Origin of the sequence: Bacillus cereus (genome assembly GCF_002577405.1) — a bacterium.
In the GTDB taxonomy this organism is placed as follows: Bacteria; Bacillota; Bacilli; order Bacillales; family Bacillaceae_G; genus Bacillus_A; species Bacillus_A cereus_AU.
Genome location: NZ_NULR01000027.1, coordinates 37,110 through 57,516 on the forward strand (window position 1 = coordinate 37,110; position 20,407 = coordinate 57,516).

The window sequence follows — 20,407 nt, forward strand, 5'->3', positions numbered from 1 at the left end:
CTATAAGGACNNGTCCTTATAGACTTATTTTTTTATGTCGAAATAGAAGGCATATAGGATGAATGCTGGAAAAGAATGTTGGCATACATTTTGCAATGAAAAGAGAAAACAATGTAAAGAAAAGGATGGGGTACGTAATGAACACAAAAAAATTTGCTAAAGTAAATGAACAAATTCCAGGACCAAAAGCAGCGTCTTTATTAGAACGCCGCCAAAATATAGTACCAAAAGGAGTAAGTAACGGCATCCCAACGTTTGTACAGTCTGCAAATGGGGCTCTTGTAACAGATGTTGATGGCAATCAGTATATTGATTTCGCGGGAGCGATAGGGACAATCAACGTAGGACATTGTCACCCAGTCGTTAAAGAAGCACTTCATAAACAAGTAGATCAATATATTCACACTGGCTTTAATGTCATGATGTATGAGCCGTATATTGAATTAGCAGAAAAGCTTGCTGCGTTAGCACCAGGGAATTTTGATAAGCAAGTCCTATTTTTAAACAGTGGTGCAGAAGCAGTTGAAAATGCGGTAAAAATTGCTCGTAAATATACAAAAAGACCTGGTATTATCGCGTTTTCTAAAGGTTTCCACGGGCGTACATTAATGACAATGACGATGACAAGTAAAGTAAAACCATATAAATTTGGATTTGGTCCATTTGCTCCAGAAGTATATAAAGCGCCATTTCCATATGAATACCGTCGTCCAGAAGGGCTAACGGAAGAGCAGTATGATGATTTTATCATTGAAGAGTTTAAGAACTTCTTCATATCAGAAGTAGCACCAGAAACAATTGCAGCTGTTGTAATGGAACCTGTTCAAGGAGAAGGCGGATTCATCGTCCCGAGTAAGAAATTTGTTCAAGAAGTACGAAGCATCTGTTCAGAACACGGCATCTTATTTGTAGCGGATGAAATTCAAACAGGTTTTAGTCGTACAGGAAAATACTTTGCAATTGAGCATTATGATGTCGTTCCAGATTTAATTACGGTATCTAAATCATTAGGGGCTGGTGTACCGATAAGTGGTGTCATTGGACGTAAGGAAATTATGAATGAGTCTGCACCGGGAGAGCTTGGCGGAACGTATGCAGGAAGTCCACTAGGATGTGCGGCTGCATTAGCTGTACTTGATGTGATAGAAAAAGAGAAATTAAATGATAGAGCGATAGAATTAGGGAAAGTTGTAATGAACCGATTCGAAGAGATGAAAAATAAATATAATTGCATCGGTGATGTGCGCGGGTTAGGAGCAATGTGTGCATTTGAGCTCGTTCAGGATCGTAAGACGAAAGCACCTGACAAAACATTAACAGCTAATTTATGTGCAGAAGCAAATAAACGTGGATTACTTTTATTATCAGCAGGAACATATGGAAATGTTATTCGTGTGTTAATGCCATTAGTTATTACAGATGAGCAACTTGAGGAAGGTTTAACAATAATTGAAGAATCATTACAAGCTTGTTATGAGCAAGCGAATATCGCTCGTGTTTAAAAGCTGAAGAATAAATCGCAAACATTCTAGCTGACTCTATACAAAACGCAGAAAATTCACTTTATAATGGAAGTAGTGAAGTGAATCGATGGATTTGAAGTTAGGGGTGGCTAGGATGGTTGCAGAAAAGGAACGAGTGTTAATGGATTTACAAGATGTATTCGAATATGCGTTTGACGAAATTTTTGTTACAGATGAGCAGGGGATCGTTGTACGTGTAAATAGTACATGTGAAAGGCACTATCAGCTAGCTGCTGAAGAGTTAGTGGGTAAGCATGTAAAAGAACTACAAAAGGATGGGATTTTTTATCCATCAGCAACATTAGAAGTGATTGAAAAAAAGAGACCGATTGAACTCGTTCAAACGACAAAATCCGGAGAGTATTTACACGTTCGTACAAGACCTGTTTTCGATAATGAGGGAAATTTAAGAAGAGTGATTAGTTATTCTCGAGACCTTACTGAACTCTATCAATTACGTCAAAAGGTCGAGGAAATGGATAATCAGTTAAAAACATATAAAAAAGAATTAAGAGAAACGTATGAGCATGAAGGACTTATTTTTAAAAGCATCGCTATGCAAAAAATAGTCGAAACAATCAAAAAAGTATCCGTGGTAGATAGTACTGTTCTCGTTTTAGGTGAAACTGGAGTGGGAAAAAGCCGATTAGTACGTCATTTACATGAGGTGAGTCATCGTAAGAATGAGAGCTTCTATGAAATTAATTGTGCGGCATTGCCAACCAATTTAATTGAATCGGAGCTGTTTGGATATTCAGGTGGGTCTTTTACAGGTGCGAATCGTGAAGGGAAAAAGGGATTATTAGAGTCAGCGCATAAAGGGACCCTTTTCTTAGATGAAATCGGTGAAATGCCGCTTGAAATTCAGGCGAAGCTTCTACAAGTATTGCAAGAAAAAACGTTTCGTCCGATAGGCGGAAGAGAATTAAAAAAGGTAGACGTTAGAATTGTGGCGGCAACAAATAGAGATTTAAATGAGATGGTGAAACAAGGAACATTCAGGAAAGATTTATACTATCGTCTGAATGTCATTCCAATTTCAATTCCCCCACTTAGAGAGAGAACAGAAGATATTTTACCGCTCATTTATCATTATTTACAGCACTTTAATGAGAAGTATGGGCGGAATGTAAAGTTAGCGCCTAGCACATTGCAAATGTTTGTTGGGTACCCTTGGGAGGGGAATAATAGAGAGATTGAAAATGTAATTGAACGAATTGTTATAACTGCTGACGATATTGTTACAATAGAAGATTTGCCAATTGCGATGCAGGAATCAACAGTTGAACAGTCAGGTCAAAGTCTCTATAAAATGTTAGAAGAAGTAGAGAGAAATATCATTCTTAAAGCGTATAAAACACATGGATCAAGTTACAAAGTGGCTGAGTTTTTGCAAATAAGTCAATCTGCTGCTACTAGGAAGATTAAGAAGTTCATAGAGGAGGAAGAAAACATTGGATAAAAAAGCGACGTTCGTAAATGTAGAGAAAAAGGCGATGTATATAAATGGTGAGTGGATTACATTGCAAGAACAAATTGAAGTGAATAATCCAGCGACAAAGGAAATATTTGCAACGGTACCAAAGGGCGGAGTGACAGAGGCAAAGCAAGCTGTTGATGCTGCACATGAAGCTTTTAAATCATGGTCTAAGTTAACAGCAGCGGATCGAGCAGCGAAATTAAAAAAGTGGTTCACACTTATTGATGAAAATAAAGAAGAAATCGCAGCAATTATGACGAAGGAGCAAGGAAAGCCATTTGCAGAGGCACTTGGTGAAGTGAATTATGCAAATAGCTTTGTTGAATGGTATGCAGAAGAAGGTAAACGTGTATATGGTGAAATGATCCCTGCTTCTCATCCGAATAAACGTATTTTAGTTATGAAGCAACCAGTTGGGGTTATGGCAGCTATTACACCTTGGAACTTCCCAGCTGCTATGATTACGAGAAAGGTAGCCCCGGCGCTTGCAGCAGGTTGTACGGCAGTTGTGAAACCTGCAAGTCAAACACCGTTAACAGCATTGAAATTAGCTGAATTAGCTCATGAAGCAGACATTCCAAAAGGCGTCATAAATATTGTAACAGGTAGTGCGAAAGCAATTGCTGATACGTGGATGGAAGATGGACGCGTTCGAAAAGTGTCCTTCACAGGATCGACGGAAATCGGGAAAGAATTAATGGCTAATGCTGCACAAACGATGAAAAAAGTTTCATTAGAATTAGGTGGTCACGCTCCATTTATCGTAATGAATGATGCGGATTTAGATAAAGCGGTAGAAGCTGTGATTGGTTCGAAATTTCGTAACGCAGGACAAACGTGTATATGTACAAACAGAGTATTCGTCCAAGAAGAAGTATACGAAGTATTTGTGGAGAAGTTCCAAAAGGCAGTAGGACAGCTTAAAGTAGGAGACGGATTCGGTGACGGAACGACTGTAGGACCACTTATTGATGAGCATGCAGTTTCAAAAGTACAAGAACATATTGAAGATGCAGTTCAAAAAGGTGGAGAACTCTTATATGGAGGCCAACAGATTGCAGAGCTAGATGGACATTTCATGCAACCGACTGTAATTGGGTTGGCAAATGATACGATGCTTTGTATGACTGAAGAAACATTTGGACCAGTTGCACCAGTTGCGAAATTTAAAACAGTTGAAGAAGTAATCGAGCGAGCGAATAATACACCATACGGCTTAGCTGCGTATATTTTCACGAAAGATATTAGTCAAGCATTCCAAATTAGCGAAGCGTTAGAATACGGTATTATCGGTTTAAATGATGGACTTCCATCAGTTGCACAAGCACCGTTTGGTGGCTTTAAAGAAAGTGGTATCGGCCGTGAAGGTGGGCATTTCGGTATCGAGGAATATTTAGAAATTAAATATATTTCATTAGGACTATAAGTAGTATACTAGAATCTCTATAAGGCCACAGAGAAGGAGATTCTAGTATGATATATTGGCTATTATTACTCGTAACAATTATTTTTGAAGTAGCTGGAACAATTGCGATGAAACTATCGAACGGTTTAACAAAGCCCGTTCCAAGTGTACTTATTTTTGTATTCTATGGAATTTGCTTTAGCGTATTCGCCATCGTTGTTAAAAAAATCCATTTAAGTATTGCTTATGCCATTTGGTCTGGTGTGGGGACGCTTCTTATTACAATTATTAGTGTATACTTTTTTAAAGAGCATATTAGCTTATTCCAAGCGTTTTGTATTCTCTTTATTGTTTTAGGAGTAATTGGACTTAAGGTTTCATCTGCATCATAAAAGGCTATCTTCCAGCGTGGAAGATAGCCTTTTGTTTGTATTAAAATGCCCAGTTACCTTTACGGAAGATAGGCTCATGTCTGCCATCAGCAGTAATACCATCGATATCAAGTTCAGCTGAACCAATCATGAAGTCTTCGTGGGTAATACTAGCGTTTGCACCATTTTCAGCAAGTTCTTCTTTAGACATTGTTTTACCGCCATCTAAGTTAAATGCATAAGCATTTCCGATTGCAAGGTGGCAAGATGCATTTTCGTCAAATAGTGTATTGTAGAATAAAATATTTGTGTTTGAAATTGGTGAGTCATGAGGTACTAAAGCAACCTCTCCTAAGAAGTGAGAACCTTCATCTGTTTCTACTAAATGTTTTAAAGCTTCTTCACCAGCTTCAGCTTTGTAGTCTACGATACGTCCGTTTTCAAATGTTAACGTGAAATTATCGATAATGTTACCTGCAAATGCTAACGGTTTTGTGCTAGATACTTGGCCGTTTACACCTGTTTTAAGAGGCATTGTAAATACTTCTTCAGTTGGAATGTTAGCCATAAATGGTACGTTCTTTTCATTTAAGCTACCAGCACCAGCCCATACATGTTTCTCTGGAAGTTCAATCGTTAAATCTGTTCCAGGGCCTGTATAGTGAAGAGCTTTATAATGTTTTTCATTTAAGTAATCAACTTTTGTATGTAGCGTCTCATCATGTTCTTTCCATGCTTCTACAGGATTTTCTAAATCAGCACGAGTAGCTTTGAAGATAGCATCCCATAGTTTTGCTTCTTGTTCTTCTGGTGCAGCGTCAGGGAATACTTTCGCAGCCCATTCTTTTGTTGGAACAGAAATTACACACCAGCTTACTTTATCTGCTTGTACGTAATCACGGTATACTTTCATCGCTTCTCCAGCTACTTTATGAGCTGTTGCGATACGTGTTGGCTCTACACCTTTTAATAAATCAGGGTTTTCTGCATAAATAGACATAAATGCAGCGCCTTCTTTTGCTAGTTCTTCACGAGCATGTGCTTTCCAAGATGGAAATTCAGCAAATGCTTCCTCAGGAGCTAAATCGAACTTTAAGCGTGTTAACGTCTCATCATTCCAATCCACATATACGTGTTTTGCACCAGATTTATATGCTTTTTCTGTAACGAGGCGTACAAATTGTACAGCTTCAAGAGGTGCACTAATTGATAATGTTTGTCCTGGTTGAATATTAACACCAACATTGACTGCAAGGGCAGCATATTTCTCTAACGTTTGTTCAAATGACATATGTATAATCTCCTTTAGTTTGAAAGATTTCTTACTATATATAATACAAGAAAATTCAAAAAATATATATAAATATAGCGCAAAAAGAGAGCTCAACATGTATTGAGCTCTCACATTTATTTAATGGAAGAAGCAAATTGTTCTACAGTCGTTGTGTGGTGTATGCGAACTCGTTTCATTTTTAATAATTCATCAGGTTCACCTTTCGTAATGAACTGTCCAGGCTTCGTTGTCGTCGCAAATTGATAATATTTCTTCGTTTCTGCGACAACTTTATCATCTACATGACCGAATGGATAAGCAATCGCGATAACTGGCTTACCTGTTACTTTTTCTAGCTTTTCTTTCGAACCTTTTAATTCTTCTTCATAGTTTGTAATTTTCGGTAAATCAGCATGCGTTGCTGTGTGGGATTGCACGGAGAAAATACCGGAATCAACCATTTCTTTTATTTCAGATGTAGAAAGAGAGCTTTCTGCATCAACGTTATCAACAATCATATATTCTGTTGCCGTTGGTTTAAAAGTATCATCTTTTAGCTTTTGTAAAATGCGAAATGCATTCATATTATTTTTCATACCATCGTCAAATGTAACGAAAATGGGTTTATTTACTTTATTTATATCGCCCCAGTGTTCAAAAGTTAGTAATGTATAACCATTGTCCTTTAAATACTTCATTTGGGCTTCAAAGTTAGCTGGTGATACGAATAGATCTTTAATGCCTTGCCCATGATAATCATCAATTGCATGGTACATGAGAACAGGAACTTTTTGCTCGAAAGTAATAGTAGATTTTGTGAGCGGGATGGCTTTCCCATCTTCTTTTATTCCTACTGCTTCAATTTGGAACTCACCGCGTTTTCCTTCAAATTCTTTTATATCAAAAGGAAGTGTAAATTGTTTTTCCTTTTCTTTAGAAGAAAAAGATTTAGTATGTTCCTTTCCATCAGCAGTGCGCCAAATTTTATATTGTACTTCGGTTAAAGAATCTTTTATGTCGGTAATATGAATACTTGTGTTTGTAGCTTCGTGTGTAATCGGGTTATAAGAAATTTTCCCTTGTTTCTGCATAGTCCCTTCTTGCTTCTTAACTTCTTGAACCTTTTTCTCTTTTTTAGGTTCTTGACTTACATTGCTAGTATTACAACCTGCTAGAATGGCAGATGTACATAAAGCAATTGCTGCGTATTTTCTCATAAAATCACCTTCTATTGTGTATTATGCTGCATATTTACATTAAAATCCCCACCGCTGTAAGAGCGGTGGGGACATACCCTTGTTCATCATATCATCTTTAGATGTGAGAGAAGTTAATGGTTTTCGATAAATCTGTTTTTTGCATTTTAGTAGATTTTACTTTGTAAGAGTTATGAATTTTTCCATCGATGTATTAGGCCCGACAAAATGGCGTTTAATTAAGTATTGTTCGTTTGGCATGCCTTTTGTAATGTGATTGCCATGATCAGTAGTAACTGCGAACTCATAATGTTTTTTGGTTTCTTCAACAGCTGGGTTATTATAAGATCCTACTGGATAGGCGAGAGCGATGACTTTTTTACCAGTAAGAGCTTCAATTTTTTCTTTAGAACCACGTAATTCCTCATCGTAATTGCTTGAATAAGCCATCATTGTATGATTAGCAGTATGAGATTGAATAGAAAAAATTCCCGAATTCATCATTTGTTTTATATCATCTGTTGATAGGCGATTTGGTTTGTCTATCTCATTGGCAGTAAGAAATTCGGTTGCTGCGGGTTGAAATTTATCATCTTTTAATTTTTGTAAAATATGAAGAGCATTCATATTATTTTTTCTACCGTCATCCATTGTTACAAAAACAGGTTTATTTACACGATTTATATCATGCCAGCGTTCAAATGTCAGCATCGTATAACCGTTATCTTTCAAATACTGCATATGCTTTTCGAATTGTTCAGGTGGTACGTATAAGCCATAATCACCGTCGCCTGGTCCAGGATATTTTTCAATCGCATGATACATTAAAACGGGTACATGCTGTTGGAATGTAATTTTCGATGTTGCTAGATTTGTTTCGGTATTATCTTCTTTGATTCCTACTGTTTCAATTTGAAATTCGCCACGCTTTAAATGAAATGTTTTTAAATGAAGTGGGAGGGCAAAATTACGATCTTTTTCTTGTGAAGTAAAAGTCTGTTTGCTTTCAGGACCATCAGCAGTACGCCAAATATTGTAACGTACTTGTGTAAATGTATCTCTTAAATCTTTTGTATAAAGCGTGGTATTTTGTGCGTTATATTCATACGGATCCCATGTAATAATTCCTTGTGTTAAAGGAATTTCAACTGTTTTTGCTTGTGCTTTTTTTGGTTCCACTGCTTGTTTCGATGTTGCTTCTTTTATTTGTTTATCACTAGTATCACTAGTATCACTAGTATCACTAGTGTTACAACCTACGAGAATAGCAGAAGAAAGTAAAGCGATATATGTATATTTTTTCATCATATCATCCTTCTATTGTGTTTTAATTACTATCACTTATGCTATGAAATCGTCATTTGTATAAGTGACATGAACTCAAATTTTTGGTTTGAAAAAATTTGAATTATACCCTTGTCCATCATATCACTATAGAATATATAGGGGAATACAAAATTGGGATAATTCGGAAAAAATACCTTATATTTTTATGGTGGAGTTTACATAAAAATACATATAGAGGGCAATAAAAAAACTCCACCCAAACTGCCTTTAAAAAGGAGAAGTAAGGTGGAGTTTTTTATTAAATAAACAATCCAGCGATTGTCGCAGATAAAATAGAAGCAAGTGTTGATGCAAATAGCATTTTCCAACCGAATTTAGATACGACGCTTCCTTGTTTTTCAGAAAGGGCACGAATTGTACCAACAATCGCACCAATTTGGCTAATACTTGCGAAGCTAATTAAGAATACTGTAACGATTCCAACTGTACGTGGAGCTAATGTTGCAGCAGCGCTTTTTAAGTCAAGGATTGCTACAAATTCGTTTAAGACAATCTTCGTACCCATAATACCACCAGCTGGGATAATATCTTGAGCTGGAATACCCATTAAGAATGCGAATGGAGAAAGGATATAACCGAAGATTTGTTGTAATGTAACAGCATGTCCCATTGCACCTGAAGCTGCGCTAATTACGTAGTTTACAACTTCCATCACACCGATGAAGGCGATCATTAATGCAGCGACGATACCAGCTACTTTTAAACCATCAAGCGCACCGTTAATCATTGCACCGATAAAGCTGTCTCCGAATAGAGTTCTATCAAATTTTTGAATCACTTCGTCTTCTTTTTTCGTATCAACTGGTGTTAATAATGAGCAAACGATTAAGCTTGAGAATAAGTTTAGCGGAAGAGCAGCTAATACATATTTCGCATCTAACATCATTACGTATGATGCTGTAACAGAAGCAGAAACTGAGCTCATCGCAGAACAACAAATGATAAACATACGATTTTTATTAAAATGCTGTAAATCGTTTTTAATAACGATTAATGCTTCACTTGAACCGAAGAATACAGAGTTTACTGCGTGGAATGATTCAACGCGTGGTAAACCAGTAACTTTTGAAAGTGCACCGCCGATAACACGAACGATGAATGGTAAAACACCTAAATAACTAAAGATAGAAAGTAGTGCTGAGAAAAATACGATAATTAATAATACATTTAAGAAAAAGACAAAATCTCTTTGAATTCCATTAAAGAGAAAATCGACACCTGTCGTACCAAGTTTAATTAGTTTGTTGAAAACTTTACTAATGAAAATAATGATTTGTTGACCAATCTTTGTGCTAAACATAAACCAACCGATTAAAATTTGGAAACCAATCATAATAGCAATTGCACGGAAGTTGATTTTACTTTTGTTGTTTGACAAAGCAAAACATAAACCTAAAACGACAAGAATACCGATAATGCTCATTACATATTGCATGTAGTTGCCCCTTTCAGAAGTTCGTATAAAGTTTGTACATAAAACACTCGTTATATTACTAAAAATAAAGCGGAAAGGTTTTATGTCATACGTAAGATGTCTGACCTTTTAGAAAAATAAAAATAAAAAAAGACCCATATGGATTCACTTTCGTCTATGAGAGAAAGCTAATCAATATGAGTCCTTTTTTGCACATAGGCTAATATTCATTAGTTTTCCCCATAGTCCAGCAATTTAAGGTTGCCGGGTAGAAACTCTCGATCCATATTATCAAGTATATATGAGGTAACATCGTCCGTATTAAATTAGTAGTAGCGTAACATTACTAGAGAACTATCGTCAATAGCTTTTTTTCTTCCAATAGAAATAGACCATATAAGTATGATAAAATGTAACGCAGTGTTATGAAAAAGAGAGGTCGGAAAATGAGTACAAAAATGACGCCACCAGTTGAAAAAAACGAGTTTATAGATGTAGTGTTTGAAGATTTAACACATGATGGTGCCGGTGTTGCGAAAGTAAAAGGCTATCCTATTTTCGTTAAAAACGGATTACCAGGTGAAGAAGCGCAAATTAAAATTATTAAAGTGAAGAAAAACTTCGCATTCGGTCGTTTAATGAAGCTTCATCAAGAAAGTCCATATCGTAAAGATGCAGAATGCCCAGTGTACAACGAGTGCGGCGGTTGTCAGCTTCAGCACTTAACATATGAAGGACAATTACAAGCGAAAGAAAAACAAGTACGCGACGTTATGCAACGCATCGGTGGATTAAGCGATGTTCCTGTTCATCCTGTACTTGGTATGAAGAACCCGTGGGTATATCGTAATAAAGCGCAAGTACCAATTGGAGAACGTGAAGGCGGGCTTGTAGCAGGTTTCTATCGTCAAGGAACGCATGACATCATTAATATGGAATCATGTTTAATTCAGGCGGAAGAAAACGATGCACTTATTCAAGAAGTAAAACGTATTTGTGAAAAGCACGGTATCACGGCGTACAACGAAGAGCGTAATAAAGGAACACTTCGCCATGTAATGGCTCGCTACGGACAAGTAACAGGGGAAATTATGCTTGTCTTTATTACACGCACAGCTGAACTACCAAACAAAAAAGCAATCATTGAAGAAATTGCAGCGAAATTCCCTGAAGTAAAATCGATTGTACAAAACGTAAACGCGAAGCGTACAAACGTAATATTTGGAGACACAACGACAGTACTGTACGGATCAGAATATATTTATGACTTTATCGGTGACATCAAATTTGCGATTTCAGCACGTTCATTCTATCAAGTAAACCCAGAACAAACGAAAGTGCTATACGATAAAACGTTAGAATACGCAAAGCTAGATGGTAACGAAACAGTAATTGATGCATATTGCGGAATCGGATCAATCTCCTTATTCCTAGCGCAAAAAGCGAAGAAAGTGTACGGCGTTGAAATCGTCCCAGAAGCAATCGAAGACGCAAACCGAAACGCAGCATTAAACAACATGACAAATGCTGAATTTGGCGTAGGAGAAGCAGAAGTAGTCATTCCAAAATGGTACAAAGAAGGCGTAATTGCCGACACAATGGTCGTAGATCCACCGCGTAAAGGCTGTGACGAAGCATTACTAAACACAATCATCGACATGAAGCCAAAACGCGTCGTATACGTATCATGTAACCCCGCAACATTAGCACGTGACTTAAAAGTACTAGAAGAAGGCGGATATAAAACACAGGAAGTACAACCTGTTGATATGTTCCCGCATACTACTCATGTAGAGTGTGTGGCTTGGCTTAAGTTGGTATAATAAAAAAGCAGTTGATATAGAAAAAATCTATACCACCTGCTTTTTGGTTTATAAAAATACCATTCAGCAACGATTTTAGTTAAAATAAATATTGCTGATTTTCACAAATTATAAATTGAGAGTTTGAAATTGTATTCATAGTGAGAGGATTTGAATTTGAAATGATAGATAATTTTTGGCGTGATTTACCACGACCATTTTTCGTACTTGCACCAATGGAAGATGTGACAGACGTTGTTTTCCGTCACGTAGTAAGTGAAGCCGGTCGACCGGATGTATTCTTCACAGAGTTTACAAACTCGGATAGCTATTGTCATCCAGAAGGTATGAAAAGTGTACGTGGCCGCTTAATTTTTACAGAAGATGAACAGCCGATGGTGGCACATATTTGGGGAGATAATCCTGAATATTTCCGTCAAATGAGTATTGGTATGGCGGAACTAGGATTTAAAGGAATCGATATTAATATGGGTTGCCCAGTACCGAATGTAGCATCGAGAGGAAAAGGTAGTGGCCTTATTCTACGTCCAGACGTTGCGGCAGAACTTATTCAAGCCGCAAAAGCGGGCGGACTACCTGTCAGTGTAAAAACGCGACTTGGCTTTAAAGAGTTAAGTGAGTGGGAAGATTGGTTAACGCATATTTTCAAACAAGATATTGCAAACCTTTCTATTCATTTACGTACAAGAGAAGAAATGAGCCAAGTAGATGCGCACTGGGAACTAATTCCGGAAATTAAAAAATTACGTGACCGTATCGCACCAAATACGTTAATAACAATCAATGGAGACATTCCTGATCGTCAAACTGGGTTGGAACTTGCTGAAAAATACGGTATCGATGGCGTCATGATCGGAAGAGGTATCTTTAAAAATCCATTTGCTTTTGAAAAAGAGCCGAGAGAACATAGCAGTAAAGAACACCTTGATCTTCTAAGACTACAGCTTGATCTTCAAGATCAATATGCAGAAGTGCTACCACGTTCAATTACAGGACTTCATCGCTTTTTCAAAATTTATGTAAAAGGCTTCCCTGGAGCTGCTGAGTTAAGAAATCAATTGATGAGTACGAAATCAACTGATGAAGTGCGTACATTGCTTGATAAGTTTGAGGCGAATGTTAATGTGGTAGAAGGTAGTGAAACAGTGTAACTTTTGAAAGTTAGAGGGGATGGATTTTATTCATTTATGGAGAGGTGTTTTATTTAGTTTTGAGGTCTTTTTTAGACGATAACTGAAAGGGAAATTTCTTAAGAATGAATAAAGCTATCAGTATCTTTTTGTTGTAACATATACTTTGTATATGTGGAGTGTTTGGTTTGATTGAATTTAGTTTAAAATGAGGCAACTTTCCTTTTGGAGAGTTGTCTTTTATGCTTTACAGTATATATAAAGGCAAGTAATTAGAGTGAATGGGGAAGGTTGAAGTGAAAAAGAAGAAAAAGCTATCAGTTATGAAAATTTTAATATATATGCTAATAGCAATTATAGTTATTAATTGGATCTATAAGACACCCGAAGAGAAAAAAGCAGACTTAGAAGAAAAAGTTGCGAGCTATGAAGAGTTTGAATCACACTGTATAACATATGAAGATTGGAATGTTGGTAAAGGTGGGAACAAAAATTTAAATACTATGTATAATGATCCTCAAGAATGCTTGGAAAAAGAATTATTTATATGGCAGAACGATGGTACGGAGCTAACAAAGGGAGTAGCCAAATTAGTATTTCATAAAACAGATTACTATTTTACAGAAGAAGAATTAAAAGATGATATTCAAACGGAGGCGGAAAATAAATACAAATTACTTGAAGAAATCCAGCGCGAGTGTAAATCTACATTGCTTGGGGGTTTTTCATATGATTATTATACAGATGGATATGATTATATAATAGAGGACACATCAGGCGAAAAATCAAAGGTGAATGAAAAAATTTTTAATAGTCTATTTGAAATTACAAAAACTTATAAAAATAATTAACTAGGTGTATGAGGGAAATAGAATATTTGTAAAATGACTACTGTTTTATTTGATAAAAACTATAGGATATTCAAATGACTCGATGGATAAGAAATATACTACCTTTTCTCCACGGTTACACTATTTTCTTGGTTTCTGGTTATAACCTCCACAAGCAATAATCCACCCAAGACTACAAAACCTCCCCCTAAAATGTTAAAGTAGTAACTTAACGACATTAATTTACACATGCTAAAAGCATTACTATAATCAACATTTCAGGAGGCAAAACAATGGCAATGAGCAACAACGATATATTAAAAAGAGTAAGATATGCTTTAGATATAAAAGATATAGATATGGTGGAAATCTTTAAACTTGGTGGCGTGGAAGTAACGAAAGAAGAAGTAGTTGATATGCTTACAAAAATAAAGAGAAGTCCACAACATGAAGCTGAAAATGATGATGTAATCGAAGATGAGTATGTCCTAACATGCGATATGATGATGTTAGAGTCATTTTTAAACGGATTTATTACTTTAAAAAGAGGGAAGCAAGATCCAAAACCAGGACAACCGGCACCTGTACAGAGCAAGGAGAGTGCCAATAACCTTCTTCTAAAGAAAATGAAAATCGCACTATCTTTAACGAGTGAGGATGTGCTTGATATATTAGATAGCGTAGGCGTTACGGTAACAAAAGGAGAGTTAGGCGCTCTGTTAAGAAAAAAAGGCCATAAAAATTACAAAGAGTGCGGCGATAGATACGCAAGGAATTTCATTAAGGGATTAGGCGTAAAGTATAGAGGCTAATAAGTTCGTTAAAACGGTAAATGATATAATAGGTAGAGTAGGAAGTTTATATCCTACTCTTTTTTATTTGTAAAAATAATACGCTAGGTGATGAAATGGTACATACATATTTAGGTGAGACAATTAATTTTCATATAACTTATAAGAAGAAAAAATCAGTACGTTTTTTGGTGGATTCTTACGGGAATGTTGAGGTGCAAGCTCCGAAAGGGACGCCAGTTGAATACTTAGTCCAGTTGCTAGAGGAGAAGTGGGATTGGATTCAGAAAACACGTAAGGAAATGCAGGAGAGAGTGCGTGGTCCACAGGAAAAGGCTTATGATCAAGGAGAGGGCTTTCTGTATTTAGGGAATACGTATCCGATACAGATTTCTCAAGATGCAAGTATTGAGCAAGACAATGCAGTGTTTGAAGGAGATAAGCTACATATTTATGTGAAAGAGCTTAAGGATGAGAAAATACAGCAAGCTTTAAAACGATTTTACTATAAGCAGTGCAAGGCATTAGTAGAGAAGAGTATTAAAGCACATCAAAGCAACTTTAAAACAAAACCGCGTTCTATTCGTATTACAGATAGTAGTCGTACGTGGGGAACTTGTGATTCAAATCTGCAGTTAACATTCAATTGGAAGTTAGCGATGGCACCACAGCGAGTAATTGACTATGTAGTTGTTCATGAAATGTGCCATATGGTCCATTTAAATCATGATCGATCTTTTTGGCGTCTTGTCGGGAAGATAATGCCTGATTATAAGGAAATGGAGAACTGGTTAGCGTTATCGAGTTGGAAGATGACGGTTTAATGTTGCGCTTTGTATAGGTTGCAATTATTGTCAATCTTTGTCGGTAAGTCGATATATTTCGAAAATCGCTGATATATTTAGAGTTGCGCCGATATATTTTGAAAATCGCTGATATATTTGGAGTTGCAATCGATATATTTCGAAAACCGCCGATATATTTGGAGTTGCAATCGATATGTTCAATGAAGAGAAAGTAAAAGGAGATGTCATAGCAGACATCTCCTTTTTTCGAGTATATAGATTATCGTCCAAACTTCACAATGAAAGTATCGTCTGTTTTCTCCATCTCATACCCACGATACCCTTCCGAAAGCAACGCCTGCTGTCCACTAGCATCACTCATCAGAACGCTCTTAACATCGGACCAATCTCTTTCTGTATCCTTACGCAACTCCTTCACAAAAACATACCGCATACTACCACCATACTTCTCCTTCAGCGCAGCAATTTCCATCCCTTGTGCAAACTTATCTTTTAAACTTGGAATGTTAAAAGGAGCTACGGTGCAGCAAACGTAATCGTATTTGCCATCTTCTTTTTGTAATTCGTCCATGATGACGTTTGCTAATATTTTTTGCATGCCATTTCCTCGGCAGTTCGGATGAACGTTTGAGATTTCTTGATAGATGACGCGGTGTAGTTCGCTTTCTGATAGGCCAATATCAAGTCCTAAATGCTCGTCGTCGATAGGAGGAACGAGTAGAGCGCGAAATGCGATGAGTTCGTTTTCGATAAAAGCACCGATCATCATGCCGTTTCCTTCTAGAATGTATTGAAATTCTTCTTGTGAGAGTGGTTGTAAACGACCTTTATCTTCTAATGCTTCAACTACAACGTTTTGTAGTGATAAAATTTGTTCGATATGCTCTCTTGATAGTAATGTAACGTGAAATGACTCGTTATTTTGTTTTAATGTACCTTCATATAGAACTGTCATGTATGAGTCCTCCTTTAGCGTACAACGTCTTGAAAGACGGTTAGTTCTTGTAATGTATCTTCGTTTATTTCAATGCCTAGTCCTGGTTTTTCGTTTAAGCGAATGAATGGTACGTCGTAATGTAAGTTACCAATGTCTTTCGTGAATTTTAATGGTCCTGTAAGTTCGACACTTGTAATGATTTTTTTTGAGAAAGCGACATGGAATCCTGCGGAAGAGGCAACGGATGATTCGACCATTGATCCCACTTGGCATTCAATGCCTACCATCTCTGCTTGATGAGCAAGTTTTACGGCAGGATATATGCCGCCGCATTTCATTAGTTTTATATTCACTTTATCAGCCGCGTCTAATTTAATGATTTGGCGCATTTCACGAGAACTTTTTAATCCTTCATCAATCATGAGCGGAAGGTCTGTTTTAGAACGAATATGAGCCATTGCGTCAATATCGTCTGCAACAACAGGTTGTTCAATCCAGTCGATGTTTAAATGGCCTAATGAACGAAGTGCTGTTAATGTGTTTGCGCTATTTTTCCAGCCTTGGTTTACATCAACACGAATGGCGATATCATTTCCCACACGTTCACGTACAGCTTCAATTCTTTTTACATCTTCTTTTACATTTGTACCGACTTTCATTTTGAAAGATTGGTAACCTTTCTGAATCATAGAAGCAGCTTCTTCAGCCATGTCTTCAGGATCGGCGATACTTAAGACGTGAGTGACAGGAAACTCTTCATGGTAGCGTCCGCCAATTAATTGATATACAGGTTGATTTAATTTTTTGCCCATTATATCAAAACAAGCAATATCTATCGCAGCTTTCGCTGTTGGTACACCGTAAATTGTATTGTCCATCATATCGTGTATTCTTTCGATATTCATTGGATTTTGTCCGATAAGAACAGGAGCTAGCGTATGTTTTAAAGTATGGAAAGTACTTTCCCATGATTCGCCTGTAACGTGATCATCAGCAACGCCTTCACCGTAACCGATAATGCCTTCGTCTGTTTCCATTTTGACGATAATAGAAGGCATATCAGAGTAAGAACCATAACTAATAACAAACGGGTTGCGAAGTGGTAAACGAATTGCGTAAAGATGAATAGCTGTAATTTTCATTGAATAAAGACCCCTTCCTGTTTACAATAGTTTTGTACATTTGATATAGTTGACGTTAAATAGTCGTTAATTAATAATAAGGAGTTAGAGAAAATGATGATAAAAATTGCAGTTGTCGGTTCAAAGGAGTTTATAAAGAATCTTTTACCTATTGCGCATAAACTAGAAGAAATAGAAATTGATCCATATATTTACCTTCATCCGGCAGAATCTTCTGAACTATTAAAGCGTTTAAAGCCTTGTGATGCCATCTTTTTCTCAGGTGCTTTACCTTATTATATGGCAAAAGAAATAAGAGAACAATTACGAATTCCAAGTACGTACTTACAGCAAGGTGAGACAACTGTTGCCTCTTCACTACTTTCCATCATATATCATCAAGGTATTCAACCACATAAAATTTCAATTGATTTAGTAGATCGTTCATTTATTACAAATGTATTTCATGATATCGGTATAAAAGAAAATCCACAAGTGTTGGATTATGAAAATATGTTATGGAGTAAAGATGAAATAAGTAGAATCATCGATTTTCACCTAGATAAATATCAAGCCGGAGAGGCTGATTTAGCTCTAACTAGTATTCATGCTGTCTACGACGAACTTCAAAAAATAGGTATTCCTTCAGAGCGTATGATAGATCCGACACAATCAATTATACAAGGGTTAAAAGATGCAAAAATAAAAGCTGAGTTAGCAAAAAGCCATTCAGCTACTGTTGGTGCTTGTATGATTTCTTCTTTAGAATTACGAAAAAGTTTGCTTGAACAATTGGACGCCATTTCAAAAGAATTACGCGGTTCATTTAAACAAGTTGATGAAATGACATTCATTTTGTATACAACTCGCGGTGATATCGAATCGATTATAAAAACAAATATGATAGATAACGTATTTACGAGTGTAGAAGGCAGGATAGCTATTGGGTTTGGTTACGGGAAAACTGTGAAAGAAGCGGAGCAAAATGCTAAAATCGCTCAAGGTTTCGCAAAAAATAATCCAATAGACCGTTGTTTTTATATACTAACGAGTGATAAAGAATTATTTGGTCCGTTCCCAAAAGACCAGAGAGTACAAAGTTTGAAAAATGATCATCCTGAACTCGTTAAAATAGCGAAGGAAACGAAGCTTAGTCCAGCCAACTTGTCAAAAATTATTCGGTTTAGTCAATCACATCCATCATTGAAATTCACAGCGGCTGACCTTTCCGAGTACTTACAAGTGACGCGGCGATCAACAGAAAGGTTGTTAAAGAAATTAGTTGATTACGGGTATGCTCATATTTGCGGCGAGGAAATGCCTTATCAACAAGGGCGTCCTCGCGCAATATATGAACTGGATTTACCGCTACTTTTAAGCTTCTAGTTGAGCTTTTTGTTTCTTTATTAGTTCTGCTTTTTCAATGTCTGATAGTTTTTCAATTGTGAAACCAGTTATACCGTAAATGATTGAGATAATAGGTACGATGAAATTCAATATAGCATAAGGAGCATATTCAAATGCACTTACGCCAAGCGTTGCTAGAATAAATACACCACACGTATTCCAAGGAACGAAGACAGAAGTTAAAGTTCCACCATCTTCTAATGCTCTGGATAAATTTTTAGAATGTAGTCCTTTTTCTGTGTATGCATTTGCATACATTCTGGAAGGGACAACAATTGAAATATATTGTTCAGAGCAAGTAAGGTTTGTTGCAAAGCAAGAAGCAATAGTAGAAGCGATAAGCCCTTTTGATGATGTCGCTAATTTTAAAATTTGATTTACAATTGCGCGAAGGATGCCGGTGTGTTCTAATACTCCACCGAAAGTCATAGCGACAATTGTCATAGAAACTGTGTTCATCATCGAATCTAAGCCACCGCGGTTAAATAGTTCGTCTACTAGCTTGTTTCCAGTGTCTATGACAAATCCATTTTGGAGTGCACCGACAGATGCTGAGACAGAACCACCTTGAATAAAGACTTGTGATAGAAATCCTAAAATAATACCTGCGAGAATAGCTGGTATAGCTGGTACTTTTTTAGCGACCAATACCATAACGATTACGGGTATAATTAATAGGAAAGGTGAAATAACAAAGTTTTGTTGCAATACTTGTAACGTTTGATCGATGCTTTTCGCATCAATATTGTTAGCGCCAAAGTTTCTTCCTAAGAAAGCATAGACGATAAGAGTAATAATTAAACCTGGAACTGTAGTAAATAACATATGACGAATATGTGTGAATAAATCTGTATTTGTTAACCCTGCGGCTAAGTTAGTCGTGTCTGAAAGCGGTGACATTTTATCGCCAAAATAAGAGCCTGAAATAATGGCACCAGCAACCATCGGAGCTGGGATTCCCATACTTAGGCCAATGCCCATTCCGGCAACACCAATTGTTCCCATTGTAGACCATGAGCTACCAATTGCTAATGCAACGATCGAACAGATAACGGTAATGGATACTAAAAATAGGGATGGAGTTAAAAGTTTTAAACCGTAAAAAATCATTGTAGCGACGATTCCACCGCCAATCCAAGCACCGATCGTTAAGCCAACAAGAATGATAATAACGATAGCGGGTAATGCGAGGCGAATTCCTTTATACATTGCTTCTTCAATGTCGTGCCATTTGTAACCGTAACGCCAAGCGACGATAGAAGCAACAGTTGTACCGATAATAAGTGGGACGTGAGGGCTTTGTTCTAATATAACAATTGTAACCATCATAACTGCAACTGTAATGATAATAGGGATCATTGCTACGCCAAAAGGTATTTCTTTTTTCATAAACTGCCTCCTCATTATGTATGTTTGTATTTTTAGAATTGTCGCAAAATAGACGTTTATTAGGTTATAATAACCAAAAACATATGTAAGCGTCAACAAAAAACAGAAAATAAGGAATCTTCTAGTTGTTTGTTTAGTTTGTAATATAGATATGGAGTAAGGTT

Annotated in this window: 17 protein-coding genes and 1 riboswitch; of the genes, 10 read left to right on the plus strand and 7 right to left on the minus strand. The window is 36.7% G+C overall.

The genetic code is table 11. The annotated features are described in order from the left end of the window. Positions 1–137: 137 nt before the first annotated feature. The 4 genes from gabT to COC96_RS25050 all read left to right on the plus strand — a co-directional run bounded on the left by gabT (position 138) and on the right by COC96_RS25050 (position 4,800). On the plus strand, positions 138–1,502 hold the full coding sequence (gene gabT / locus COC96_RS25035; RefSeq protein WP_176538806.1) for a 4-aminobutyrate--2-oxoglutarate transaminase: 1,365 nt from the start codon (positions 138–140) through the stop codon (positions 1,500–1,502). 115 nt (positions 1,503–1,617) lie between these two features. Further along, on the plus strand, positions 1,618–2,985 hold the full coding sequence (locus COC96_RS25040; protein WP_098769590.1) for a sigma-54 interaction domain-containing protein: 1,368 nt from the start codon (positions 1,618–1,620) through the stop codon (positions 2,983–2,985). Next, entirely contained in the window at positions 2,978–4,429 is a 1,452-nt protein-coding gene (gene gabD / locus COC96_RS25045) for an NADP-dependent succinate-semialdehyde dehydrogenase (protein WP_098269717.1), read from the plus strand. Before COC96_RS25040 ends, gabD begins: the two co-directional genes overlap by 8 nt. Positions 4,430–4,476: 47 nt before the next feature. After that, positions 4,477–4,800 carry a DMT family transporter gene (locus COC96_RS25050; protein WP_000641002.1) on the plus strand — a complete coding sequence of 108 codons (324 nt, stop codon included), beginning with the start codon at positions 4,477–4,479 and terminating at the stop codon, positions 4,798–4,800. A 40-nt stretch (positions 4,801–4,840) separates the two neighbouring features. Here the strand turns inward: COC96_RS25050 and COC96_RS25055 are convergent, their stop codons facing one another. The 4 genes from COC96_RS25055 to COC96_RS25070 form a co-directional block, all read right to left on the minus strand. Continuing rightward, entirely contained in the window at positions 4,841–6,070 is a 1,230-nt protein-coding gene (locus COC96_RS25055; RefSeq protein ID WP_098269716.1) for an aminopeptidase, read from the minus strand. A gap of 116 nt (positions 6,071–6,186) precedes the next feature. Continuing rightward, positions 6,187–7,269, minus strand: coding sequence for a polysaccharide deacetylase family protein (locus tag COC96_RS25060; protein WP_098769591.1), 1,083 nt, complete (start codon positions 7,267–7,269; stop codon positions 6,187–6,189). A 156-nt stretch (positions 7,270–7,425) separates the two neighbouring features. After that, on the minus strand, positions 7,426–8,553 hold the full coding sequence (locus COC96_RS25065) for a polysaccharide deacetylase family protein (protein ID WP_098769593.1): 1,128 nt from the start codon (positions 8,551–8,553) through the stop codon (positions 7,426–7,428). Between the two features lie 280 nt (positions 8,554–8,833). After that, positions 8,834–10,030, minus strand: a complete 1,197-nt coding sequence (locus COC96_RS25070) for a NupC/NupG family nucleoside CNT transporter (RefSeq protein WP_098269713.1) — start codon at positions 10,028–10,030, stop codon at positions 8,834–8,836. Positions 10,031–10,232: 202 nt separating this feature from the next. Next, a riboswitch (purine riboswitch) is annotated at positions 10,233–10,334 on the minus strand. Between the two features lie 121 nt (positions 10,335–10,455). Between COC96_RS25070 and rlmD the strand changes: the two genes are divergently transcribed. From rlmD to COC96_RS25095, 5 genes are all read left to right on the plus strand, one after another. Further along, on the plus strand, positions 10,456–11,832 hold the full coding sequence (rlmD, locus tag COC96_RS25075; RefSeq protein ID WP_098769595.1) for a 23S rRNA (uracil(1939)-C(5))-methyltransferase RlmD: 1,377 nt from the start codon (positions 10,456–10,458) through the stop codon (positions 11,830–11,832). A gap of 161 nt (positions 11,833–11,993) precedes the next feature. Then, on the plus strand, positions 11,994–12,983 hold the full coding sequence (locus COC96_RS25080) for a tRNA dihydrouridine synthase (protein WP_098769597.1): 990 nt from the start codon (positions 11,994–11,996) through the stop codon (positions 12,981–12,983). Positions 12,984–13,258: 275 nt separating this feature from the next. Then, on the plus strand, positions 13,259–13,813 hold the full coding sequence (locus COC96_RS25085) for a hypothetical protein (RefSeq protein WP_225315977.1): 555 nt from the start codon (positions 13,259–13,261) through the stop codon (positions 13,811–13,813). Positions 13,814–14,085: 272 nt separating this feature from the next. Then, a complete protein-coding gene (locus COC96_RS25090) occupies positions 14,086–14,604 on the plus strand; it encodes a DUF1456 family protein (protein WP_098769600.1) in 519 nt (172 codons plus the stop codon). 95 nt (positions 14,605–14,699) lie between these two features. Further along, complete coding sequence (locus tag COC96_RS25095; protein WP_098769601.1) at positions 14,700–15,407, plus strand: M48 family metallopeptidase; 708 nt, start codon at positions 14,700–14,702, stop codon at positions 15,405–15,407. A gap of 241 nt (positions 15,408–15,648) precedes the next feature. Here COC96_RS25095 and COC96_RS25105 read toward each other — a convergent pair whose 3' ends face one another. Next, the gene (locus COC96_RS25105; RefSeq protein ID WP_098769603.1) at positions 15,649–16,344 is read right to left on the minus strand and encodes an N-acetyltransferase; all 696 of its coding nucleotides are present in this window, start codon (positions 16,342–16,344) and stop codon (positions 15,649–15,651) included. Positions 16,345–16,358: 14 nt separating this feature from the next. After that, positions 16,359–17,468 carry a mandelate racemase/muconate lactonizing enzyme family protein gene (locus tag COC96_RS25110; protein ID WP_098269706.1) on the minus strand — a complete coding sequence of 370 codons (1,110 nt, stop codon included), beginning with the start codon at positions 17,466–17,468 and terminating at the stop codon, positions 16,359–16,361. A 93-nt stretch (positions 17,469–17,561) separates the two neighbouring features. Between COC96_RS25110 and COC96_RS25115 the strand changes: the two genes are divergently transcribed. After that, positions 17,562–18,833, plus strand: coding sequence for a transcriptional regulator (locus COC96_RS25115; protein WP_098769604.1), 1,272 nt, complete (start codon positions 17,562–17,564; stop codon positions 18,831–18,833). Here COC96_RS25115 and nhaC read toward each other — a convergent pair. Further along, on the minus strand, positions 18,822–20,243 hold the full coding sequence (nhaC, locus tag COC96_RS25120; RefSeq protein WP_098769606.1) for a Na+/H+ antiporter NhaC: 1,422 nt from the start codon (positions 20,241–20,243) through the stop codon (positions 18,822–18,824). The genes COC96_RS25115 and nhaC overlap by 12 nt on opposite strands. Positions 20,244–20,407 lie beyond the last annotated feature (164 nt).